The sequence below is a fragment of the Pseudoduganella sp. jia 12 genome (assembly GCF_055502675.1).
On sequence record NZ_JBUXKP010000010.1, the window covers coordinates 69,797 to 92,355 of the forward strand.

Annotated in this window: 18 protein-coding genes; 5 read left to right on the forward strand and 13 right to left on the reverse strand. The window is 64.7% G+C overall.

Translation table 11 applies throughout. The features are described 5' to 3' along the window. Window positions 1-275: 275 nt before the first annotated feature. The 6 genes from ACY65G_RS21445 to ACY65G_RS21470 form a co-directional block, all read right to left on the reverse strand. Window positions 276-956 carry a carboxymuconolactone decarboxylase family protein gene (locus ACY65G_RS21445; protein ID WP_464999322.1) on the reverse strand — a complete coding sequence of 227 codons (681 nt, stop codon included), beginning with the start codon at window positions 954-956 and terminating at the stop codon, window positions 276-278. Between the two features lie 136 nt (window positions 957-1,092). After that, window positions 1,093-1,614, reverse strand: coding sequence for a (R)-mandelonitrile lyase (locus ACY65G_RS21450; RefSeq protein ID WP_464999323.1), 522 nt, complete (start codon window positions 1,612-1,614; stop codon window positions 1,093-1,095). 75 nt (window positions 1,615-1,689) lie between these two features. Continuing rightward, window positions 1,690-3,900 (reverse strand): aldehyde oxidoreductase molybdenum-binding subunit PaoC, encoded by a 2,211-nt coding sequence (paoC, locus tag ACY65G_RS21455; RefSeq protein WP_464999324.1) that lies wholly within the window; start codon window positions 3,898-3,900, stop codon window positions 1,690-1,692. After that, the gene (locus ACY65G_RS21460) at window positions 3,897-4,856 is read right to left on the reverse strand and encodes an FAD binding domain-containing protein (protein ID WP_464999325.1); all 960 of its coding nucleotides are present in this window, start codon (window positions 4,854-4,856) and stop codon (window positions 3,897-3,899) included. Before ACY65G_RS21460 ends, paoC begins: the two co-directional genes overlap by 4 nt. Then, window positions 4,853-5,503, reverse strand: a complete 651-nt coding sequence (gene paoA / locus ACY65G_RS21465; RefSeq protein ID WP_464999326.1) for an aldehyde dehydrogenase iron-sulfur subunit PaoA — start codon at window positions 5,501-5,503, stop codon at window positions 4,853-4,855. Before paoA ends, ACY65G_RS21460 begins: the two co-directional genes overlap by 4 nt. Window positions 5,504-5,613: 110 nt before the next feature. Beyond that, window positions 5,614-6,018, reverse strand: coding sequence for a DUF1330 domain-containing protein (locus ACY65G_RS21470; RefSeq protein WP_464999327.1), 405 nt, complete (start codon window positions 6,016-6,018; stop codon window positions 5,614-5,616). A 172-nt stretch (window positions 6,019-6,190) separates the two neighbouring features. Between ACY65G_RS21470 and ACY65G_RS21475 the strand changes: the two genes are divergently transcribed. Together ACY65G_RS21475 and ACY65G_RS21480 are read left to right on the forward strand one after the other, a co-directional pair. Next, window positions 6,191-7,147 (forward strand): AraC family transcriptional regulator, encoded by a 957-nt coding sequence (locus ACY65G_RS21475; RefSeq protein ID WP_464999328.1) that lies wholly within the window; start codon window positions 6,191-6,193, stop codon window positions 7,145-7,147. A 50-nt stretch (window positions 7,148-7,197) separates the two neighbouring features. Beyond that, a complete protein-coding gene (locus tag ACY65G_RS21480; RefSeq protein WP_464999329.1) occupies window positions 7,198-7,674 on the forward strand; it encodes a putative quinol monooxygenase in 477 nt (158 codons plus the stop codon). A 113-nt stretch (window positions 7,675-7,787) separates the two neighbouring features. Here the strand turns inward: ACY65G_RS21480 and ACY65G_RS21485 are convergent, their stop codons facing one another. Continuing rightward, complete coding sequence (locus ACY65G_RS21485) at window positions 7,788-8,693, reverse strand: LysR family transcriptional regulator (RefSeq protein WP_464999330.1); 906 nt, start codon at window positions 8,691-8,693, stop codon at window positions 7,788-7,790. Window positions 8,694-8,870: 177 nt separating this feature from the next. Between ACY65G_RS21485 and ACY65G_RS21490 the strand changes: the two genes are divergently transcribed. Continuing rightward, complete coding sequence (locus ACY65G_RS21490) at window positions 8,871-9,635, forward strand: SDR family NAD(P)-dependent oxidoreductase (RefSeq protein WP_464999331.1); 765 nt, start codon at window positions 8,871-8,873, stop codon at window positions 9,633-9,635. A 125-nt stretch (window positions 9,636-9,760) separates the two neighbouring features. Next, window positions 9,761-12,160 (forward strand): membrane-bound PQQ-dependent dehydrogenase, glucose/quinate/shikimate family, encoded by a 2,400-nt coding sequence (locus tag ACY65G_RS21495; protein WP_464999332.1) that lies wholly within the window; start codon window positions 9,761-9,763, stop codon window positions 12,158-12,160. A 210-nt stretch (window positions 12,161-12,370) separates the two neighbouring features. On the opposite strand, the gene ACY65G_RS21500 is transcribed toward ACY65G_RS21495, so the two are convergent. After that, window positions 12,371-15,046 carry a bifunctional diguanylate cyclase/phosphodiesterase gene (locus ACY65G_RS21500; protein ID WP_464999333.1) on the reverse strand — a complete coding sequence of 892 codons (2,676 nt, stop codon included), beginning with the start codon at window positions 15,044-15,046 and terminating at the stop codon, window positions 12,371-12,373. A gap of 260 nt (window positions 15,047-15,306) precedes the next feature. Between ACY65G_RS21500 and ACY65G_RS21505 the strand changes: the two genes are divergently transcribed. Continuing rightward, window positions 15,307-16,605, forward strand: coding sequence for a sugar MFS transporter (locus ACY65G_RS21505; RefSeq protein ID WP_464999334.1), 1,299 nt, complete (start codon window positions 15,307-15,309; stop codon window positions 16,603-16,605). 37 nt (window positions 16,606-16,642) lie between these two features. Here ACY65G_RS21505 and ACY65G_RS21510 read toward each other — a convergent pair whose 3' ends face one another. The 5 genes from ACY65G_RS21510 to ACY65G_RS21530 form a co-directional block, all read right to left on the reverse strand. Next, complete coding sequence (locus tag ACY65G_RS21510) at window positions 16,643-17,437, reverse strand: NF038132 family protein (protein WP_464999335.1); 795 nt, start codon at window positions 17,435-17,437, stop codon at window positions 16,643-16,645. Between the two features lie 205 nt (window positions 17,438-17,642). Further along, window positions 17,643-18,764, reverse strand: coding sequence for an acetyltransferase domain-containing protein (locus ACY65G_RS21515; RefSeq protein WP_464999336.1), 1,122 nt, complete (start codon window positions 18,762-18,764; stop codon window positions 17,643-17,645). A 10-nt stretch (window positions 18,765-18,774) separates the two neighbouring features. Continuing rightward, window positions 18,775-20,877: a TonB-dependent siderophore receptor gene (locus ACY65G_RS21520; protein WP_464999337.1), complete on the reverse strand. Its 2,103-nt coding sequence runs from the start codon at window positions 20,875-20,877 to the stop codon at window positions 18,775-18,777. Between the two features lie 114 nt (window positions 20,878-20,991). Continuing rightward, window positions 20,992-21,333 carry a hypothetical protein gene (locus ACY65G_RS21525; RefSeq protein ID WP_464999338.1) on the reverse strand — a complete coding sequence of 114 codons (342 nt, stop codon included), beginning with the start codon at window positions 21,331-21,333 and terminating at the stop codon, window positions 20,992-20,994. A gap of 76 nt (window positions 21,334-21,409) precedes the next feature. Then, window positions 21,410-22,546, reverse strand: a complete 1,137-nt coding sequence (locus ACY65G_RS21530; RefSeq protein ID WP_464999339.1) for an FAD binding domain-containing protein — start codon at window positions 22,544-22,546, stop codon at window positions 21,410-21,412. Window positions 22,547-22,559 lie beyond the last annotated feature (13 nt).

Here is a 22,559-nt window from a genome sequence, read left to right on the forward strand (position 1 = left end):
ATGCTGATCGACTGGTAAAGGGTGTTTGCAGCCGAGCTTGCCGCGATCGGTCGGGTTCCGGCCACTGTGCTCACCACAAGCCGGAGCCGGTACGGTCGCTGCACCCATGCAAGCTCGATCTCACCTGATCAAGCTCGATCCCACCTGATCTGGGCAGACTCTTGAAAGCGCCGCACGACTGCTTCGTGGACGTGCTGCCAAACACCGGCTCGCATGCATTCGTGAAGCGACGCCGGCACGTCGTGACGCCGCCTGGTTACATGGTGTAGCGAACACTATTTGTCAGCGCTTTCTTGACGTTTTTCAAACACTTCCTTGAAAACCGGCATGGCAGAGAACACATGCGGCCAGCCTGCGTAGAAGGCCAACTGGGTAAGCATCTCGGATGCCTGCTTTTCGGTAAGGCCGCTACCCATTGCCCGGTTCAGATGGTACGTGATCTGCGCCACCTGGCCAGAAGCGACAAGTGCGCTGACAGTGACCATGCTCCGGTCGCGCGGCGCCAGGCCAGGGCGCAGCCAGAGGTCACGGAACAAGGCATCGGTCGTGTACTGGACCACGCCAGGCGCTACCTTGCCAAAATTTTCATCGACCGACTTCGCGCGCTTGTCATCCGCCTCTTTATTAAGCGGCAGCGGTTGTACTTTCGCCGAGGGTAACTGTTTGCTGGTGATCTTGCGTTCTTCAAAGACAGGCTTTGTTGCGCTGACGGCCGCCATAGCGTTCGGCCAGCCCGAATAGAAAGCCAGGTGCGTGATGGTTTCCGAGATCTCCCCAGGCGTGACACCGTTGTCGAGCGCCCGGTTCAGGTAAAACGGCAGCTCCGAAGGCTGGTTCCTGGCGATCAGCACCGCGAGCGTGACGATGCTCCGGTCTCGTGGTGATAAGTCAGGACGCGCCCAGACGTCGCCGAGTAGCAGGCCTTGGGTGTAGTTTTCGAGTGCGGGAGCAACCATTTGAATTTCCTTTGATGAGAATGAGGGACTGCTGGCCGGCTTGGACGGCTGTGCGGCTGCATCGCCTGGCAACGTCAATATCCACAAGGCGCCTAGCGCAACGCCGCTGGCCCTTGCCCACATTGAGGGGGCACGCTTATTTCCCGTATTGTTCATCGCTCACTTTCTCCATCCATTCGACATTCTTGCCATTGGCGCTCTCCTGAATGGCAATATGTGTGACCGCGGTCGTTGGCGCGGCGCCATGCCAGTGCTTGACGCCAGGCGGCGTCCAGATGACGTCTCCCGGACGGATCTGCTCTACGACACCGCCCCATTGCTGTATGCGCCCCGCACCTGCAGTGACGATCAGTACCTGTCCCATCGGGTGCGTATGCCAGGCCGAACGTGCACCCGGTTCGAAGGTCACCGCACCGCCCGACACGGCGGACGGTGCTCGAACGCCAAACAGTGGATCAACGCGCACGCTGCCCGTGAAGTTCTGCGCGGGTCCTTTGGTCGACGCCTGGCTACCCGCGCGAGCGATGACCATCTGGGCCGGGTTGCCGTTCGCATCGCCAGGAGCAGGGCTGGCTGATGCCGTCCCCGTAGCTCCGGTTTGAGCAAGCGCCGACCCACTCAGCGTGAGTGACATTACTGCCGCGGCAATCATTTTCATGTCTATCCTTTCAAGCCTCTGGCCGACAACGCGTGTCGAGCCGATACGTTAATGACGTTCGAATTGACTGCGTTCTCAAACGACGTCTGGCAGCCGGTCGAGGAACTTGTCCAAGGTGATGGGGTAATTGTGCACGCGCACCCCCGTCGCGTTATAGACAGCATTTGCGACTGCAGCAGCGACGCCGCTGATGCCGAGTTCGCCTACCCCCTTGGCTTTGAGCGGCGACCCGGCCGGATCGACCTCATCGAGGAAGATGACTTCCTGGTGCGGAATATCGGCGTGGACCGGGACTTCGTAGCCGGCGAGATCGTGATTGACGAAGAAGCCGACGCGCTTGTCGACGACGAGTTCCTCCATCAACGCCGCGCCGACACCCATGGTCATACCCCCAATCACCTGGCTGCGCGCCGCCTTGGGGTTCAGGATGCGGCCTGCCGCACAAACGGCCAGCATGCGTCGCACGCGGATCTCTCCAGTGGCCGCATGGACCCCGACTTCGACAAAATGCGCGCCGAAGGTCTGTACCGCATAGCGCTTGGCGAGATCGCCGAATTCCATGACATCCTCGGCCTCCAGGTCGCGCCATCGCGAAGCATGTGTCAGCGGCACAGTACGGCCCCCGGCGCGCACCATGCCATCGGCGAATTCGGCGCTTGCCGGATCCATGTCGAGTTGCCGCGCCACGGCTTCACGCAGCTTCACGCAGGCGGCATATACGCCGGCCGTCGAGGAAGCCGCCCCCCATTGCCCGCCCGAACCGGCGGACTCGGGAAAGCGAGAGTCGCCCAGTTTCACGTTCACCTTGTCCACGCCGATGCCCATCATCTCGGCGGCGGTCTGGGCGATGATGGTATAGGTACCCGTGCCAATATCGGTCATGTCGGTCTCGACGGTCACGATGCCGCGATTGTCGAGACGAACACGGGCAGCAGACTTCATCACGGGCGCACCGCGAATGGCCGCGGCCATGCCCATCCCGACCAGCCAGCGGCCATCGCGCCGGCTGCCAGGACGTGCCAGGCGTTCGCTCCAGCCAAAATGCTTTGCCCCCGTCTGCAGGCATTCGACCAACTGACGCTTTGAAAACGGGCGCTTGGGATCCTCGGGATCGACCTGGGTGTCGTTGAGCACACGGAACGCGACCGGATCCATGCCGAGCTTCTCGGCCATCTCGTCCATGGCAATCTCGAGCGCCATCATTCCTGGCGCTTCGCCGGGCGCGCGCATCGCACTCCCTTCTGCGAGGTCAAGGTGTGCCAGCCGCAGGCGCGTCATCCGGTTCGGAGCGGCATACAACAGGCGCGTCGCTGCGGTGGCTGCCTCTGGCCTGCCGCCGGCGATGTTCCCCGACCAGCTATCGTGCCCGATTGCCGTGATCCTGCCATTGCTGTCGGCCCCGATGCGAACCCGCTGGATCGTGGCCGGCCGGTGCGTCACGTTGTTGAACATGAGCGCGCGCTGCAGGGCAACCTTGACCGGGCGCCCCACCTTGCGCGCCGCCACGGCTGCCAAGACCGCATCCGACAGGATCGTGCCTTTGCCGCCGAATCCGCCGCCGATATATGGCGAAACGATCCGGACATTCTCCTTGGCGATGCCGAGTGTCTTTGCAATGTCCCGCACGCCCCAGTTGACCTGCTGGATGGCAGTCCAGAGCGTGAGCTTGCCACCGTCCCATGCCGCAATTGTCGCGTGCGGCTCCATCATCGCGTGCGACTGGTCCGGGGTTGTGAAGCTCGCATCGAGCTTCACGGCTGCTTTGGCATAGCCGCCTTCGAAATCGCCGGCCGTGGTTTCAGGCGGCGGTGCGAAAGGGGCTACCTTCGAGAGCGGCGCGCCTTCCTTCGCTGCCGCCAGATCGAACGCGCCTTCGGTCCGGGCATAGCGCACCCGCACCAGTTGCGCGGCGGCGCGGGCCTGCTCGAAGGTCTGCGCCACGACGATCGCCGCCGCCTGGTGGTAATGATCTACCTCCGGTCCGGCGAGCGCGCGTGCCGCATAGAACTCGCCCTTGTCGAGCTTGCCCGCATTCCCGGCGGAGATCACGGCGAGCACGCCCGGGGCCCGGCTGGCAGCCCGTGTATCGATCGCCTCGATTCGCCCCTTGGCGATGGCGGCACCGACGATGTATCCATATACGGCACCCGGCGCAGCGGCGTTCTGCTCGTACGCGTAGGTGGCGGTACCAGTAGTCTTGAGCGGCCCCTCGACGCGGTCGGTCGGTCGGCCGACGACCTTGAGCTGGTCGATCGGATTGGTGGTGGCAGGGGTGTCGAATCTCATGACTTCATACTCCGTGCTTGCGCGAGCACCGAACCGAGCGTGCGCTCGACCAGCGTCAGCTTGAATGCGTTCTCGTGCGTCGTCCTGGCTCCCCTGAACAGGCGCGTGGTCACAGCTTTGGCGCCTTGTGGCATCTCGCGTTCCGCTTCCTCGACCCGCCACGGCATATGGGCCACGCCCCCCAGGGCGACGCGTCCGCTGCCGTCCGGTTGCACGATGGCGCCGACCGAAATCAGTGCGAACGCATACGAAGCACGGTCGCGCACCTTGTGATAGATGTGCGTACCGCCGATGGGTGCTGGCAAAGTAACTGCGGTGATCAGTTCGCCACGCTGCAGGGTGGTTTCCCGCTGGGGTGTATCGCCGGGCAGGCGGTAAAAATCGGCAATCGGGATCTTGCGCATTGCGCCATCGGCCTTCACCGTCTCGACAGTGGCGTCAAGGGCCCGCATCGCCACCGCCATGTCGCTCGGATGCGTTGCAATGCACGCGTCGCTGGTGCCGATGACCGCATGCAGACGACTGAAACCGCCTATCGCGCCGCAACCACTGCCAGGCCGACGCTTGTTGCACGGCTGGTTCGTGTCATAGAAGTAGGGGCAGCGTGTCCGCTGCAGCAGGTTGCCCGCCGTCGTCGCCTTGTTGCGCAGTTGACCGGACGCGCCGGCAAGCAAAGCACGCGACAGCAGGCTGTAATCGCGGCGCACCTGCTGGTCCGCGGCGAGATCGGTATTGCGCACCAGTGCGCCGATGCGTAAGCCACCCTCCGGCGTCTGCTCGATCTTGTCCAGGCCGAGACCGTTCACGTCCACCAGATGGGCTGGCGTCTCGATCTCGAGTTTCATGAGGTCGAGCAGGTTCGTGCCACCGGCAATGAATTTTGCGTCGGGGTTGCGCTCGATCGCTGCTGCAGCCTGCGCCGGGGACCGCGCGCGTTCATAGGTAAAGGCTTTCATGGCATGCCTTTCGTGTCGCGCGTACCGGCTACTTCAGTGATCGCATCGATGATGTTCGAATAGGCGCCGCAACGGCAGATGTTCCCGCTCATGCGTTCGCGGAGCTCGCTGGCACTCAGCATCGGCTGGGCCGTAAGATTCTCGCTGACGTGGCTTGGGATGCCCGCCTTGATCTCGTCGAGTACCGCCACCGCCGAACAAATTTGTCCTGGTGTGCAATAGCCGCACTGGTAGCCATCGTGCTTGACGAATGCCGCCTGCATGGCATGCATGCGCTCAGGCGTGCCCAGGCCTTCGATCGTGGTAATGCTGTCGCCCTCATGCATGATGGCTAGCGTCAGGCAGGAATTGATGCGGCGCCCATTCACGAGGACAGTGCACGCGCCGCATTGGCCCTGGTCGCACCCCTTTTTCGTGCCCGTGAAGTGCAGGTGCTCGCGCAGGGCGTCGAGCAGGGTCGTGCGTGTGTCGATGTGGAGCTCATGGGATTGGCCATTCACCTTGAGCGAGAGCTTTGCCACAGCGCCATGCTCGGCAGCAGGTGTTTGTGCGGCGGCGCCGAGTGGCATAACGCTGGCGGCCGCTGCGGCCGATCCGGTGAGCAGGAATTCCCGTCGCGACAATTCGAGACTATCTGGACTATTCATGCATGTATCTCCAATCAATAAGTGTTGCTGAGGTGAGCTGTGCGGAAGAGCTGTCAACACTTGTGCTCTCCGGCGGAACGGCGCTGAGGCCCGCTTCGACGCTGCGTTGGCTAATGGCTGGGAGGAGTGACGGACCCTTCGACGATGACCACGCGCGAGGTGGCCGACTCATGACGGAAGGGCATAATCTTGCGGTAAGCAGGGGAGTCATACCAGGCTTGGGCCTGCTCCTTGCTATCGAACTCGATGACCACCATGCCTCCCTTCGGACCATCGCCCTCGAGCGTGTTGATCTTTCCACCACGCACAACGTATCGACCGCCGAATGGCAGAAAGGTTGATTCGACCTGCGCGCTGTACGGTTTCATACCTTCGCGGTCGGTTACGACGAATTCCGAGATGTAGAACGCCCGCGGCTTGGCTGCGGGCGCTTCCTGTGCGTGGAGACCCGCCGTGGCAAACATGCCAATCATGATCGCCGAGGGCCAGCGCCGCATGCCGGGTTTGATCTTCATGTGCTTTCCTTTGACAAGATTGAGTTCCGCTTTCGACCATCTTGCGGCCAGCACGATTGGAGCGGTATCCTTGTTCTGTCGATTACTTGCCTGATTCTCTGAGCGCGTCATAATTCCATTTGCATCCGTCACATCCCGGCTTATCCTATTGCCGGAGATGGAGACCGAGACCGTGCATCAAACTTTCCCTACCGCTTTGCCCTTTTCTCTGTCCGCGCGTGATCGCCGTGAAGAATTGCGAGTGCAACTGGTCAGCCGCGTGGGCGCCTTGATCGGTACTGCGGCGAGCCTGCAGACGTCGATTCCCGGCGTGATGCTGTATCGCTATTGCGCGCCGACGCTTCCTGATGCGGCGACCTATGAACCAAGCGTGGCCATGGTCTTACAGGGAAGAAAGCGCGTTACGTTAGGCCAGACAAGTTTCGACTACGACCCCTCCCACTTCCTCCTGACGTCATTGGATCTGCCCGTGACAAGCCAGGTTGTCGAGGCCAGCCGGGAAGATCCTTACCTGTGCATGCGGCTGAAGCTGGACATTGCGATGGTTCACGAACTGCTCAGCCGTGAGACGAACCAGATGGTGCCGACCCACACAAGCAAACCGGCGATGACCACTGCAGAGACGACTGCCGAATTCCTCGACGCGTTTTGCCGCCTTCTGGATCTTCAACATGCTCCGCAAGACATCGAATTCATGAGTGGCCTCATCAAGCGTGAAATCGTTTATCGCATCCTTCATAGCGCAGCTGGACAGCGTCTTCGTTCGATCGCGACGATCGGTGAGAACAGCCAGCGGGCAGCCAAGGCTGTCGAGTGGATCAGGGACAACTACACAAAGCCGCTGCGCGTGGAAATGCTGGCCGGGCTCGCATGCATGGGCGTCTCGACACTTCACCACCATTTCCGTTCCCTGACGTCCATGAGCCCACTTCAGTATCAGAAACAGTTGCGCCTGCATGAGGCACGGCGCCGCATGCTCATGGACGGCCTGGATGCTGCCCATGCTGCCTTCGAGGTCGGCTACGAAAGTGCCAGCCAGTTCAACCGCGAATACAGCCGGTTCTTTGGCCAGTCCCCAATGCGGGACGTTCGTGCACTACGCGTAGTGGGCGACAAGGAAGGCAGCTAGGGACACTGCAAGCGTGTTCTACCGTTCACAAGCAAATAGAGGAGCCAAAAATGACCAGCCGGAAAGACAAACCGATGGAATTACAAAAACCGCATGGCCGACCATTTTCAAACCCGATCCGAAATTTTTTTGCGATTGTAGCCACGACTCTTCTTCTCGCTGGTGCCAATGTCGTGCAGGCGCAAGACCAAGGAATGATGGTACGGATTTCGGAAATTGAAGTAGATGCAAAGTACCTCGAACAGTACAAGGCAATCCTTGAAGACGAAGCGGAAGCTTCGGTAAGACTGGAGTCCGGTGTGATTGCCATTTTCCCGATGTATCAACGGGATAAGGATACCGAGTTCAGAATTCTTGAGATGTACGCGAGTCGCGAGGCATATGAGGCGCACCTCAAGACCCCTCACTTTCAGAAATACAAATCCGGGACGCTCCACATGGTCAAATCGCTGAAGCTGGTTGATATGGAGCCCCTGGACACAGCGACCATGACGAGAATATTCAGGAAGTCGAAAATTAATCAATAGGCTACTACAAGCAAAAGTGTTGTTTGCCGAGCGTCCGGTATCGACTCACGGCGGACTTCACGTGCTTACCTCAGGGCTTGAATGAGAAGGCCAAAGCAGGCATGCCAACGCTATCAGGACCGAGCAGGATTTTCATAGCGAAGCGCGTCTACAACAAGCCTGAATGCTGGGGATGCATGTTTGCGGCTTGGATAATAGAGGTGGTAACCGGGCGTTGCTGGACACCATTCCGCGAGGACCTGCACCAAGCTCCCGTCCTTCAAGCAGCCACAGACTAAATCTTCAGGTACATAGGCAAGAGCATAGCCTCCATGGGCCGCGGCCAGCATCTGCGGGGTCGTGTTGACGATCACTTGTCCCTGAACCTGAATCTCCACTTCTTTACCATCGCGGGCGAATTCCCAGGCATACAGGCCGCCATGGGTCGCCAGACGCAAGTTGGCACAGTTGTGCGCGGTCAGATCCTGCGGCACAAGTGGTACGGAACGCTGCGCAAAATACGCAGGTGCGCCAACCACTATATGGCGAAAATCGGGTCCGATCCGCATGGCGATCATGTCTTTCGCAACCTGGTCACCAAGCCGTACGCCAGCATCGTATCGTTCGGTGACGATATCGATCATCGCATAGCTGATCGTTATTTCGATGTTGAAATCAGGATAGGCCGGCAACAGTGGTGACAGCTTTGGCCACAGGATCGTGCCCGCTGCATGGTCATGTGCACTGATACGGATTGTGCCTGCCGGTTTCTCGCGTCCCTCGGAAAGAGTCTGCAGCCCCGCAGCGATGCCCTCGTAGTGGGGCAGCAGATCTTCATAGAGCTTCTCTCCCACCTCAGTAGGTGAAACGCCGCGCGTCGAACGCGTCAGCAAGCGCACGCCCAATTTCTCTTCCAGACCGCGGATGGTATGGCTGAGCGCAGACTGCGACACGCCGAGTCGCGCCGCCGCGCGCGTAAAACTGCGTTCCCGCGCCACGGCGACAAACGCTGCAAGATTGTTGAGATCGATGCGATCCATTAATGAGCCCTGTTCATATCGGTTAGCGAAGATTACCAGCTTCCCTCATCAATGGCGAATGGCTAAAGTTGATCGTGAACTCGGTTTCGGCCGCCTGCGTTACGTGCAGACACGGCACTGGCACCAGCAATGGCGCAGGTGAATCGACGAATTTGGGACTCAGAGAAGGAATGTGTGATGAATATCTCATTTGAAAATCAGGTCGCCCTCGTTACCGGAGCCGCCTCTGGTTTGGGGCTGGCGACCGCCCGGGCGTTTGCACGCGCCGGCGCTTCGGTTGTCTTGGTAGATTGGAACAGAAAATCGGTTACCGATGCAGCGGACGAGCTTGCCGCTGAAGGCCACCGCGTCCTCGCGCTTGAGTGCGACGTGTCCGACGATGCTCAGGTCGAAGCGACGGTCGAGAACGCAATTGCTGCGTTTGGCCGCCTCGACGCAGCGTTCAACAATGCCGGCGTGCAGAACGTGCTTGCCGAGACCGCCGACTCGCCGCGTGACGATTATGACCGCGTTATGGCGATCAACTTGCGTGGCGTCTGGAGTTGCATGAAGTTCCAGTTGCAGCACATGCGCAAGCAAGCAACCGGGGCCATCGTCAACTGCTCATCGCTGGGCGGCCTCGTTGGTGGTGCCGAACGCGGCCCCTATCACGCGGCCAAGCACGGCGTACTTGGGCTGACGAAAAGCGCGGCCCTGGAGTACGCGGCAGGAGGCATTCGCATCAATGCGATCTGCCCGGGTCTCATTCACACGCCGATGGCTGACCAGATGATTGCCGGCGGCCAGAAGGAGGCACTCGACGCAATGGTGCAGATGGTACCGATCGGACGGATGGGCCGCGCGGACGAAATTGCCGATGCTGTCCTGTGGCTTTGCAGCTCACGGGCGAGCTACATCGTCGGTCAATCAATTTCGGTAGACGGTGGATTCACCATGCGCTGAACTGTCGGCCTGCTTGCTCGGTCGTGGGACGCCCGGATATGACGGGCCGATGCAGAAAGCTCGACCGACGTCGGTCTCATTAAGCATGTAAACGGCCGTCTGGCCGGCGAAGAACAGGAAAATTGATGGCAACAGAAAATCCGGAAACGAATCGGGGCCGCGAGTGGCCCCGGCGTACCCATGCGGCTGTGCTGGTAGCGGTTGGCCTTATCCTCTTGGCCGGCGGCACGATGCTGGCCAGTGAAGGAGGCTCGTTGTACTATCTGGCCGCCGGCGCGGCAATCTCGCTTTGCGGCTGCCTCGTCTGGCGCCACGAACCGCGCGCCGGCTGGGTTTACGGTCTGTTTCTGTTGGCCACGCTCACCTGGTCAATCTACGAGGTCGGGTTCGAGCCATGGGGTTTGATCGTCCGGCTTGGTGCCCTGGCGGTCATCGGTGCGCCATTCCTTCTCCTGCGCGAACCAAGGAATGCATTGCACGCTTCGGGTTCAAGCCGCTTCCGCTTTCGGCACGCCGCTTTCGCGCTTGCAGCAGCACTATTTTGCGGCGCAGCGATTCATGCTGTGGGCCCGGCGCAACCAATCGATCCTTTATGGGCACGCGGCAAGGCACCGGCCATAGCGGCACGCTCCGAAGGTCCGGCCAGCGCGGACCGCACGGATTGGCCTCATTATGGCAATGACGCCGGGGGCTCGCGTTTCAGTCCGCTGGCCCAGATCACGCGCGCGAATGTCGACAAGCTGGAAGTGGCGTGGGAAGCCGATGTCGGCCCCGCATCACCCGGCCCGCGCGCCAGCTTGCAGGTTACGCCCATCAATATCGGCGATGCTCTTTTCGTCTGCAATGGACACAACATGGTCCTTTCACTCGATGCCGAGACGGGCAAGGAACGCTGGCGCTACGACATGAACACGGGTGTCGCGCCCTCGGGCAAGCCTTGCCGTGGTGTTGCATACTTCCGTGTTCCGAACGCGAGCGGTATGTGTGCCGAGCGTATCATCGCGACAAACCAGACACCGGAGCTGTTCGCACTTGATGCATCGACCGGTCGCCCCTGTCCCGGCTTCGGCGAGAACGGCCGCGTACGACTGCTGGAGGGTATGGGCGACGTTCCGACCGGCTACCATTACGTCAGCTCGGCGCCGCAGATCGTCCGTGGAAATGCTGTCTTCGGCGGCGCCATCATGGATGGGCAGTACTGGGGCGAGCCGTCCGGCGTCATTCGCGCCTACGACCTGGTCACTGGCCGCCTGGCGTGGGCGTTCGACACGGGACGGCCTGACCGCCGTGGCGCCCCGGCTCCTGGCGAAACCTACACACGCTCGACGCCGAACAGCTGGGCACCCATCAGTGCCGACGAGGAGCTTGGGCTGGTGTATCTTCCGACCGGTAATGCGACGCCCGATTTCTATGGCGCCCAACGACGGTCGTTCGACGACGATCTCGCCAGCTCGGTGATCGCACTCGACGCGGAGACGGGCGAGCTGCGCTGGCGTTTCCAGACCGTGCATCACGACATTTGGGACTATGACGTTCCGTCCCAGCCAACGTTGGTCAACCTGCCCACGCACGATGGTGTGCGGCGCGCGCTGATCCAGCCAACGAAGCGGGGTGAAATCTTCGTACTGGACCGCCTGACAGGGAAGCCGATAAAGACCGTCAGCGAATTCCCGGTGCCACAAGGCCGAATAGCCCCAGGCGAACGATTGTCGCCCACCCAGCCCTTCTCGACCGCAATGCCTTCGTTCCGTGGCGCCATGCTGCGCGAGTCGAACATGTGGGGGCTGACCCCTGTAGACCAGATGATGTGCCGCATCATGTTCAAACAAGCGCGCTATGAGGGAACACTGACGCCGCCGACGCCCGGGCGCTCCATCATCCTGGATCCGGGCTATGGCGGGGGAATCAACTGGGGCAGTATATCGGTCGATATCGACCAGAACGTCATGATCGTCAACTGGATGCGAATGCCGACCCGTATCGAACTGATGCCGCGCGCCGAGGCAACCGCAAGGGGTTTGCGCCGTTTCGATGGCAGTACCGGACAGGGTAGCCCACAGGCGCCGATGGAAAACACGCCCTATGCGGCGACCGTCAAGCCATTCGTGTCACCGCTGGGCATCCCGTGCGTGAATCCACCATGGGGGCTCATCACTGCCGTGAACCTGAAAACGGGCCAAGCCATTTGGAGTAAGCCATTGGGAACCGGCCGGGACAGTGGCCCATTCGGGATGCGCTCCCGTTTGCCCATCACGATGGGTGTACCCGGCAGTGGAGGTTCGGTGACGACGCGGGGCGGAATCGTATTTTCTGGCTTTGCCGTCGACAGCATGTTCCGCGCCTTCGATACCGCAACCGGAGAGCTGCTCTGGCAAGCGGATCTGCCTGGGGCGGGCATGGCGACGCCGATGTCCTATGCGTCGCCGCGCAGCGGCAGGCAGTTCGTCGCGATCGCCGCTGGCGGCAGACCCGGCATCAGCGCAAGGCTCAGCACGAAAATCGTCGCCTATGCGCTTCCGAGGTAGCGCAAAAGGGCTGCCGCCTGGACAGGGTGCTGGACAATGGGCTGACGAAGGCCGACGCATCTGTAATGCTGGCGCAACGTGCCTTTAAGCGGCCGGCCACGGCCTTTGCACGCTTCCTGTTGTTGAGGAGACACCAGGAAAGCGTTCTGATCTTCTATGCCTGGCAGGCTGCTGCCGGGCTGCCGGGCTGCCGTACCGTCCGCTGGCCGGTCACGCGGCCTGGCGGCGCCGGATCTCCCCTTGCACGCCGGCCGCGTCGAGCGGCGAGGCGATGTAGTAGCCCTGCAGTTCGTCGCACTGCAGCCGCGCCAGCAGGTCCGCCTGTTCCGGCCGCTCCACGCCCTCGGCCACCACCTTCATGCCCAGCGCATGGGCCATCGTGATGATGGCCGTGAACAGCACCTCGCCCTGGCCGTCGCCGCCCAGCCGCCTGGTAAACGATTTATCCACTTTCAGCAGGTCGAAATCGAGCTGCTGGAGCATCGACAGCGACGAGTAGCCGGTGCCAAAATCGTCGACCAGCAGCCGGATGCCCAGCGCATGCATGGCCTGCAGGTGTTCCGAGGTGCGCGCCGGGTCGCGGATCATCGTCGATTCCGTCAGTTCGATCTCCACTCGGTCGGGCGGCACGCCGTGGCGTTCCAGCGATTGCAGGAACAGCGCGTGCATGTCGCGTTCGTTGAACTGGCGGCTGGAGACGTTGATCGATACGGGCACGGCCGCGCAGCCGTCGCGCGTCCAGGCCGCGATCTGCGCGCACACGCTGTCGACGATCAGTTCGCCCAGCGGCACGATCATGCCGGTTTCCTCGGCCAGCGGAATGAATTCGTCCGGGTACAGCAGCCCGGCGGTCGGGTGGTTCCAGCGCACCAGCGCCTCCAGGCTGGCAACCCGCTGCGTGGCAGCGCTAACACGCACCTGGTAGTGCAGCACGAACTGGTTGCCGGCGATGGCCGCCTGCAGCTCGCGCTCGCGCTGCTTGCGCTGGCGCATCGCGCCATAGAAGGCCGGGTCGAAGAACTGGTAGCCGTTCTTGCCGCGCGTTTTCACTTCGTACATGGCGATGTCGGCATGGCGCAGCAGCGTGTCGACGTCGTGGGCATCGCCTGGGCACATGCTGATGCCGACCGACGCGCCCACGCTGGCCGTGCCGGCGCCGATCGCCACCCCGGCATGGAATGCCTGCAGCACGCGGCCCGCCACCTGCGCCGCTTCGGCGGTGCCGTTCAGCTGCTCGAGGATCACGATGAACTCGTCGCCGCCAAGGCGGGCCACGTGGTCGCCCGGCCGCACGGCGACCTTCAGCCGGCGGGCGACGATCTGCAGCAGTTCGTCGCCGGCCGCGTGGCCGAACGTGTCGTTGACGGCCTTGAAGCCGTCGAGGTCGATGAACAGCACCGCCAGCAGCTTGCCGCCGGCGTTGGCCCGCGCGACCGCATCCGGCAGGCACTTGCCTACCCATGCGCGGTTCGGCAGGCCGGTCAGCGCATCCTCGAAATTCTTGCGTTCCAGGTTCGACAGGTGGGCGCGCTCCAGCGTCACGTCGCGCAGGGTGACCGCCAGCACGTCGCCGGCGCGCCGCACCTTGATGCGCACGCAGGTCTGCCGGCCGCGGACGGTGGATTCGATATCGCCTTCGGCGCTGCCCTGCGCCATCGCCTGGTCCAGCAGCGTGACGGCCGGGGGCACCGGAATGGTGTCCTTCAGCGTGGACACACGCCGGCCGATCAGCTCTTCGCGCGTGTGGCGCGACAGCGCCGCGCCCTGTTCGTTGCAGTCGACCGTCACGTAATCGACGATCGTGCCATCGGCGCCGTACACCGGGGCGGTGATGAAAAAGCCCTCCGTGCTGGCTTCGGTGGCCTTGCGGTAGGCATCCTGGGCCACCGTCAGCCGGTAACGCTGCAGGGCCAGCCGGCCCGACAGCCCCATGCCCACCAGCACGAAGATCAGCAGCGCGACCGAGGCGCCGACGGCTGTCTTGCGCGATGCCATCTCGCGTTCCCGCACCACCGCCATCGCATGGCGCTGGTCGGCCCCAGCCAGCACCATCAGCGGGAAGCCCTCGACGGCCTGCCAGCCCACGTAGCGGCCGATACCGTCGCCGAACTCGGCGCCGCGGATGAAGGCGCTGCCGCTGCCGCTGGTCAGCGCGCGTTGCAGCGGCGGCGGCAGCAGCTGGATGCGGCGGAAAGCCTCGCCCAGCTTGAACGCGCGCACCGTGCCGTCGCTGCCCACCGCGGCCAGGAAGCCATGGGTGCCCAGGTGGCCCTCGTCGTAGTCGGCGATCAGGTGCCCGGGGTCCATCGACACGACGGCCACGCCGGCGAATTCGCCCTCGCCATCGAGCAGCTTGCGTGAAAAGCGCACCGTGTAGCGCGCCCGCGTGTTACCGACAAGGGGCATGCCGATGAACAGGTCGTCGGCCGCGCGCAACTGCTGCGAGGCGAAGAAGGACTGTTCCGCCACCCGCGCCAGGTCGGCGCCGGACCACAGGCCGTTGGCGTTGCTCATGAGTAGCCGCGCATCGCCGCTGAACAGGCTGATGCGCAATGGCGCGCCGGCCGGGTCGGTCATCTTGCCGAACTGGTCGAGGTTCATCGTGCCGTTCAGCGCCTGCCACTGCACGCGGATCATCGTCAGCACCTGGTCGATCATGCCGAGGTTGGCGCGGGTCTGGGCCGCGCCGTCCTGCGCGATCTTCAGCGTGGCGACCATCACCTGGCGCTCGACGGCGACCCGCTCGCGGGTAAAGTTGCTGAGCAGGAAAAGCCACGACGCGCCGGCGATCAGCAGCCCGGCAACAGGCCACAGCAGAATGAACACCAGGTAGGGGCGCAAGGCGGCCAGCGGAGGCGGGCGCAAGCTGGCGAACCTGAATTGCATGTCGAGTCCGGATCGAAAGGGCGCGGGCGGCACAGGCTAGCGCCATGCCATCCCAGCATACTCCTGTCGGCATTGCTGTGCCGCACAGCGTTGAGCAGAGCGCAACACGCGGGCGCCGGGGTGCGCGCCCGCACAGACGAGGGGGCGGCCGCCCGACCGAGATATCATGAATCGATATACCGCCGATCATTTATGGAATTGGTCATCCGGCAACATGGCGCCTAGGATAAGCCCTTTTATATTCCGACAAAGGATTCTCCGTGGCCGGGCCAATCATTTCCACAAATGCGACGCCGGCTGGACAGGCGCAATCGCCTGCCAGCTACAAGTCGGCGCTCTCGCTCCTCGCGAGCCTGTTCTTCATCTGGGGTTTCATCACCGTCATCAACAACACGCTGCTGCCGCACCTGCGCAGCGTGTTCGAGCTCAGTTATACGCAGACGACGCTGATCGAATCCGTCTGGTTCATCGCTTATTTCGTCGCGTCGATCCCGTCGGCACGCCTGATCGAGCGTGTCGGTTACAAGAAGGCGATGGTCGTGGGCCTGTGCATCATGGCCGCCGGCGCGCTGGGCATGATCCCGGCTGCCCGCCTGCCGTCGTATGCGGTGACGCTGGTCGCGCTGTTCGTCATCGCCTGCGGCATCACGCTGCTGCAGGTGGCGGCCAACCCGTACGTGGCCGTGGTCGGCCCGCCGCAGACGGCGTCTTCGCGCCTGAACCTGGTGCAGGCGTTCAATTCGCTGGGCACGATGTTCGCGCCGCTGTTCGGCGGTTACCTGATCCTGGGCCGCTCCACGAGCGGCACCGCCGAGGCGGGCCAGGTGCTGACCCAGGCCGAACGCCTGGCCGATGCGCAGGCCGTGCAGCTGCCTTACCTGATCGTGGCCGCCGTGCTCGTGCTGCTGGCGGTGATCATCGCCCGTTACCCGCTGCCGGCGATGACGTCGCGCCGCGTGTCGAAGGAAGAGCGCGGATCGCACTCGCTGTGGAAGCACCGCAACCTGGTGTTCGGCATTCCCGCCATCTTCATCTACCTGATCGCCGAGATCGGCGTGGCCAACCTGTTCATCAACTTCGTGTCGCAGCCGGACATCGGCAACCTCACGCACGAGGGCGCGTCGCACTACCTGTTCCTGCTGTGGGGCGGCATGATGGTGGGCCGCTTCGTCGGCAGCATGCTGATGCGATCGATCTCCGCGGAGCGCGTGCTGGGCGGCGCCGCCATCGGCGCCTTCGCCGTGATGCTGGTCGCCACGTTCGCCAGCGGCCCCACCGCGATGTGGGCGCTGATCGCCGTGGGCCTGTTCCATTCGGTGATGTTCCCCACCATCTTCACGCTGGGCATCCGTGGTCTCGGTCCGCTGACGGAAGAAGGCGCAGGCCTGCTGATCATGGCGATCGCCGGCGGCGCGCTGGTCGTCGTGCAGGGCTGGCTGGCCGACATCTACGGGCTGCAGATGTCGTTCCTGCTGACCGTCGTGTGCGAGCTGTATATCCTGTTCTATGCCCTGTGGGGCGCGAAGCCCACCAACGCGTTCCCCGAGACCCAGCCCTGACGGCAATGGCCCGTGCAAGGACACGGGCCGGCTGATCCTAGCGGGCGGCACGGCGGCGCATGGCCGCCAGCAAGCCCAGGCCGCCCAGCATCATGCCGTACGTCGACGGTTCTGGTACTGCCGGCAGCGGCACGCCGTCCAGCGTGACGCCGTCGAAGGCCAGGCCTGACTGGTAGTTTTCATCGTCCCAGTTCGTCACGCCGAATTCCAGGTAATACTGCCCGGCGGCGGCGATCTGGTAGGACGACTGTATCCAGCCCGTGTAGCCGCATCCCTCGGCATAGCATGCGCCGGAGTCGAAGCCGAGCGGGCTCCATACGGGCCCGCCAGCCACGATGTCCACCTGCGCCGGCGTCAGCGTGGCGGCCGCGTCGGGCATATCGAAGCCTGGCACGGCACTGCCGGACGCCGATGTGCGCGCCGTGAACAGCAGTGCGACCTGGGCGCCGTCCGCATCCAGGATCCGCGCCCACGCGTAGTCGGTGTAGTCGGCGCCATCCGACGTGATGTAGTTGAACTTGAAGTCCAGTGCCTGTCCCGCCGTCGCGGTAAACAGGTTCGACAGCAGCCGGCTGCCCGTGATGGTGTTGTCCGCCGTGCCCACGCCCGGCAGCGACACGCCGGTGACACCGTTTTCGCTCGACACGTAGCCATATTGGCCGGCACTGCCGGGAGCGAGCGTCACGTCGCCGTCGGCGCCCAGCGTGCCACAGGTTCCCTGGCACTGCCAGCCACCGGGAATGCCGTTCTCGAAACCCTGCGCGGCGGCGCCAGCGCTGCCAAACAGCCCTGCGAGACATGCTGCGATACCAACCAGACGACCAGCTTTCATCATTTCTCCAATAAGTGTGAACGGGTGAAGGCGCGCAACCGCGCCCCGGCGGGCGGATGCTGCGCCGGGAGACGGTACGGCCAGGGAGTACGAGGGATTTCGCCGGATGTGGATGTTCGTCCGGCGGGTTGATATTAACTTAATACTCCTATCAAAAATCTATCGAAAACTCACTTTATTCGACAAGGCTTATCGACAGCACTGATCAGAAATACTTCACCCAGCCCTTGCCGCTGGTGCGCTTGTAGTGCCCGAACCAGCGGGTGGGCCAGTACAGCATGACCGCCAGCAGCACGCTGGCCAGCCAGACCTGCCACACATGGCCGACATCGGCGCGCGGCACGTCCAGCAGGGCGGCGGCGCAGCGTTGCAGGGCCAGCAGCGCATACAGGTGCAGCAGGTAATAGAACATCGGCGCGCCGCCGAACACGGCCGGAACGGATGTCCACCGCATCGGCCGTTCGACGAGGGCCAGCACGACGAGGCCCACGCCGAGCGTCAGCAGGATGAAATCCAGCGACGGCGGGTATTTCGTGAAATTCAAGAACGACATTGCCGTCAGCAGCGGGTCGCCATGTGCCGTCCACGGCACCGGCTCGCCATAGCCGTTCACGCCGCGCAGCACGGCGAGCAGCGCGAGGCTGCCTGCGCCGATCGACAGCAGCCAGCGGCGGCGCCGGGCCGGCGACGTGGCGCGCGCATACAGCGGGCCGGCCGCGTAGCCGAGCAGGATCACGCCGACCCAGGCCAGCAGCGGATAGCTGATCTTCACGCGCAGCGGCCCTTCGGCCAGGAAGCCGCGCTGTTCGAGGATCGTCCATGCGGCGGCGCCGAAGGTGCCCGGCGCGGGGGCGAATTGCAGCGCGTTGTGGCCGGCCACGATGGCGGCGCCGAGCACACCCAGCACGGCCAGCGGCAACTTGTGCAGCAGCGCCAGCGCCAGCATCGCCAGCCCGATCGCCCAGATCACCTGCAGGTACAGGGTGGATGGCGTGAAGCTGCCGGTCCAGGCGAAATTGACCAGCGTCAGCTCCAGCCCCACCAGCAGCAGGCCGCGCTTGACGAGGAAGCCGGTGGCGTCGCGCGGGCCGGTGGATGGATGCGCGTACAGCCAGGCCGACAGGCCCGTGAGGAACACGAACATCGGCGCGCAGAAATGCGCGGCGATCCGCGACAGGAACAGCGCGGGGTCCGTGGCCGTCACATCCATCGGGTCGCCCACCTGGTGCTGCAGGAAGAAGGTCTCGCGCACGTGGTCGACCGTCATCAGGAGCATGACGATGCCGCGGGCGATGTCGATCGAGGCGATCCGGTTCGAATGCGTCATCGGCGCCGCCTCAGAACAGGTACGCCGCGGTCAGCGACATGGTGCGCGTGCTGCCCGGCGCCACCCACAGCCGGCTGTACGAGCTGGCGTAGTAGCGCCGGTCGAACAGGTTGTCCACGTTCGCGGCCAGTCGCAGCGACTTCGTGGGCAGCCAGGCCGCCAGCAGGCGCGCCGTGGTATGGCCGGGCAGTGTGAAACCGCTGGACGCGGCCACGTCGCCGCGCCGTTCGCCCACGTAGGCGAAGCCGCCGCCGACGGTGGCGACGTCATTGCCGGCCACCAGCAGCACGTTGGCGCTGTGCCGCGGCACGTTCGGCAGGCGGCTGCCGGTGGCGATCGTGTTGTCGCCGCGCGTCACGCGCGCGTCGGTCAACGCATAGGCGGCGGACAGCCGCACGCCGCGCGAGACCTCGCCGGACACGTCGAGTTCGACGCCCTTGCTGGCCACTTCGCCGGCGGCGATGGAAAAGTCGCTGTTGAGCGGATTCGACGTGAGCACGTTTTCCTTGTCGATCCGGTACATGGCCAGCGTGCCGGCCAGGCCGCCGCGCGTTTCCACCTTGGCGCCCAGTTCATACGCCACGCTGCGCTCGGCGGGAAACGCCGTGTTCTCGATGCTGATGCCGCTGTTCGGGCGGAAGCCCCGGGCGACGCTGCCGTACAGCGACAGCGCGCCGGTCGGCTGCCAGACGATGCCGGCGCGCGGGCTCGTCGCCGACAGTGCCTGCCCGTTGCTGGTCGCGGTGCGCTGGTTGACGACGGTCTGGCGGTAGCGGTCGTGCCGCACGCCGAGCAGCATCTTCCAGTGCTCGCCGAGCGATACCTGGTCCTGCGCATACAGCGCGTGGGCGCGCTGGTGTTCCAGCGTGTTCACCGACACCGCCAGCGGGTCGGCCACCGCGCCATACACGGGCGAGTACAGGTCGATCGCATACGGATTGGCGGCCGACGGATTGCGGCGCAGCTGCAGGCGCGAGTCGTCGAACCGGTACGCATCGACGCCGAACAGCAGCGCGTGCCGCAAGCCAAAAGCGCTCGTGGTGCCCAGCAGTTCGGCGCGCGCCGACCGGTCGGTGGCCGACCAGTCGCGCAAGCGCCGCTGCCGGCGCAGCGTGCGGCCATCGGCGAGCACGTCGTTCGCCTCGGTGGAGTAGCCTTCGAGCGAACTGTCGCGCCAGGCGGCGCCGCCCTGCAGCGACCAGCCGTTGCCGAGGCCGTGCTGGACGAACAGCTGGTGGCCCAGCGATTTCACGGTGATGGGGCCGTCGGACGGTTCGCCGAGGAAGCGTTCCACCGGCACTTCCGGCCGGCCGTCCAGCAAGGGAACACCGCGGTCGAACGGCGAACGCTGGCGTGCCGCCTCCATCTCGTAGGAGACCGTGGTGTCCGGCCCGGCAAGCCATAGCAGCGACGGCGCGAGGTAGGTGCGATCGGCGTGCAGGCCGCGGAAGTTGTCGCCGCCCTGGTGCGCGGCATTGAGCCGGTAGGCCACATCCTGCGTGACCGGGCCGGTGAAATCGGCGGCGATGCGCCGCATCGCGTGGCTGCCGATGCCCGCTTCGAGCGCACGGCGCGGCGTGAAACGGGGCTTTTTCGTGAGGATGTTGACGGTGCCGCCCGGCTCGCCGCGGCCATACAGCGCCGATGCCGGCCCCTTGAGGATCTCGACCGACTGCGTGCCGGCGATGTCGCGCAGGCCGTTGTAGCCGCGGCTGGCGGCGAAGCCGTTGACCATGTAGTCGGAACCGAAATTCGGGTCGCCGGTGAAGCCGCGCATCGCGTAGCTGTCCCACAGGCCGCCAAGGTCGCTCTGGCGCGCGATGCCGCTGGCCAGGTCCAGCGCCCCGGCCAGCGACGTGACGCCGGCATCCTGCAGCAGCTCGCCCGTCAGCGTGCGCACGCTTTGCGGCAGGTCCTTCGGCAGCGTGTCGGTCTTGGTGGCGCCGGCCACGGCCAGCGTGCGGTAGCCGCCGCGCTGGCCGTCGATGACGACGGTGCCCGCATCGCCGGCATCGGCAGCCAGGGCGCAAGTGAACGGCATGCAGGCTAGCGGCAGGCAGGCGGCCAGCCACCGCTTCGCGGCCGGGCGATGGTATTCGGTACGGTATTTCATGGTGTTCCTGTGGCCCGGATAGCGGCGGCGCACATGCGCGCGGCCGCTATCCGGGCTTGTCGACGGTGAGCCACGCGCAGGCAAGGCCTGCGGCGCGGCCGGATTCAAGCAATTTCAGCGGATCGACAGGAACGCGGGCGGCGCCCGGAGCGGCGGCAGCAGGTAGCCGGCGGCAGGGGCGGGCGAGGCAGTGCCGGAAAGCGGCGACAGCGTGCCAAGCATCGTCCAGCCGGATGGCGCGGACAGTGGCGGTGCGTCCGGCGGCGCCGCATCCGGGTGCGCATGCGGCAGGCATGCCACGCAGTGCTGCGACTTGGCGGCCAGCTCGTGATCGTGATGGGCCGATGCCGCGAACAGCTGCACCAGCAGGATGACCGCCGCAAGCCCCAGTACCCACGACGCGAGCCGGCCGCGCGGCGTTGCGCGGCGGTGGTCGGAACGTGGGGGAGCGGTCATCTTGATGAGAATTGATTATCAGAAACCCCGGATTGTACCCGATGCCGCCGCGGCCTGACAACGCACGGCGTGACGGTCAGTCCACGCCGCCCATCAGGCCGAGACCCAGTTCCACGCCCCAGCGGCCCGTCTCGCGCGCCGCCGCCACGCGCTCGCGTTCCCAGGCTGCCAGCGCCGAGTCTGCATAACCGGAGCGCAGCGCGGCGGCCAGCGCCAGCGCGTCGGCCGCCGCCTTCGCGGTGCCCGCCGCGGTATGCGGGCGCACCACGGCCGCCGCGTCGCCCAGCAGCACGGCGCGGCCGTCGCGCATGCCTGGGGCCTGCAGGTCGTTGATGACCTGCACGAACGGTTCGGCCGTCGCGTCGAGGAGTTCGCACAGCGATGGCGCCAGCAGCGCGCGGGCATCGGCCCGCAGCGCGCCGGCCTGCTCTTCGCGCATGGCGCCCGGTGGCAGCGACGCGGCATGTTCGCGGCCGTCGCGGCCGGTGAGCACCCCGGCCAGCGCGGCCCCGGGTGCCACGCGCCGATACCAGACCCAGTTCCAGCGGCGCGCCCCGGGCGCGGTGGCGCCGTCCGCGCCCGTCACCGGATAGGCCAGCAGCTGGTGCCTGTCGCCATGCTGAAACACGAACGCATGGTCGAAGCGGGCGATGAACGCTGGCGGCAGGGCGCGTTCGGGCACGAGGCCGCGCCAGGCCACATAGCCTGCGTAAGACGGTGCCACGTCCGGGAACATCTGTGCGCGCACGGCGGAGCGGGCGCCGTCCGCGCCAACGAGCAGGTCGGCCCGCGCGCTGGCGCCACCGGCGAAGTGCACGTCGATGCCATCCTCGTCCTGCGTGTAGCCCGCCACGACGCAGCCGGCATGCACGCTGCCATCCGGCTGCGCGGCACGCAGCAGGCCATACAGCGCGTTCCACGACGTCTGGGTCTGCGGCATGTGCGCGCGGCGCATGACGGTGTCGTCAGCATCGAGCCAGATGCGCTCGACGGTCGTCACGCCGGGCGTGCCGGTCCAGCCGATGTCGGCGCGGCGCAGCGCGCGCAGCACATCGCCCTGCAGAACCAGGCCGCCGCCCCGGCCTGACAGCGCGGACGGCGAGCGTTCGTGGATGGTGGCCTGCCAGCCGGCGGCGCGCAGCAGGCTGGCCGCCATCAGGCCGCCGACGGAGCCGCCGGCGATGATCGCCTGGCGGCGCGAAGAGGTTGCCATGATCGCCGCGCCG

Coding starts and splice junctions, on each gene's coding strand:
- ACY65G_RS21445 (WP_464999322.1), bottom strand. CDS start 956: ATGGTTGCTCCCGCACTCGAAAACTACACCCAAGGCCTGCTACTCGGC.
- ACY65G_RS21450 (WP_464999323.1), bottom strand. CDS start 1,614: ATGAAAATGATTGCCGCGGCAGTAATGTCACTCACGCTGAGTGGGTCG.
- paoC (WP_464999324.1), bottom strand. CDS start 3,900: ATGAGATTCGACACCCCTGCCACCACCAATCCGATCGACCAGCTCAAG.
- ACY65G_RS21460 (WP_464999325.1), bottom strand. CDS start 4,856: ATGAAAGCCTTTACCTATGAACGCGCGCGGTCCCCGGCGCAGGCTGCA.
- paoA (WP_464999326.1), bottom strand. CDS start 5,503: ATGAATAGTCCAGATAGTCTCGAATTGTCGCGACGGGAATTCCTGCTC.
- ACY65G_RS21470 (WP_464999327.1), bottom strand. CDS start 6,018: ATGAAGATCAAACCCGGCATGCGGCGCTGGCCCTCGGCGATCATGATT.
- ACY65G_RS21480 (WP_464999329.1), top strand. CDS start 7,198: ATGACCAGCCGGAAAGACAAACCGATGGAATTACAAAAACCGCATGGC.
- ACY65G_RS21485 (WP_464999330.1), bottom strand. CDS start 8,693: ATGGATCGCATCGATCTCAACAATCTTGCAGCGTTTGTCGCCGTGGCG.
- ACY65G_RS21490 (WP_464999331.1), top strand. CDS start 8,871: ATGAATATCTCATTTGAAAATCAGGTCGCCCTCGTTACCGGAGCCGCC.
- ACY65G_RS21495 (WP_464999332.1), top strand. CDS start 9,761: ATGGCAACAGAAAATCCGGAAACGAATCGGGGCCGCGAGTGGCCCCGG.
- ACY65G_RS21500 (WP_464999333.1), bottom strand. CDS start 15,046: ATGCAATTCAGGTTCGCCAGCTTGCGCCCGCCTCCGCTGGCCGCCTTG.
- ACY65G_RS21510 (WP_464999335.1), bottom strand. CDS start 17,437: ATGAAAGCTGGTCGTCTGGTTGGTATCGCAGCATGTCTCGCAGGGCTG.
- ACY65G_RS21515 (WP_464999336.1), bottom strand. CDS start 18,764: ATGACGCATTCGAACCGGATCGCCTCGATCGACATCGCCCGCGGCATC.
- ACY65G_RS21520 (WP_464999337.1), bottom strand. CDS start 20,877: ATGAAATACCGTACCGAATACCATCGCCCGGCCGCGAAGCGGTGGCTG.
- ACY65G_RS21525 (WP_464999338.1), bottom strand. CDS start 21,333: ATGACCGCTCCCCCACGTTCCGACCACCGCCGCGCAACGCCGCGCGGC.
- ACY65G_RS21530 (WP_464999339.1), bottom strand. CDS start 22,546: ATGGCAACCTCTTCGCGCCGCCAGGCGATCATCGCCGGCGGCTCCGTC.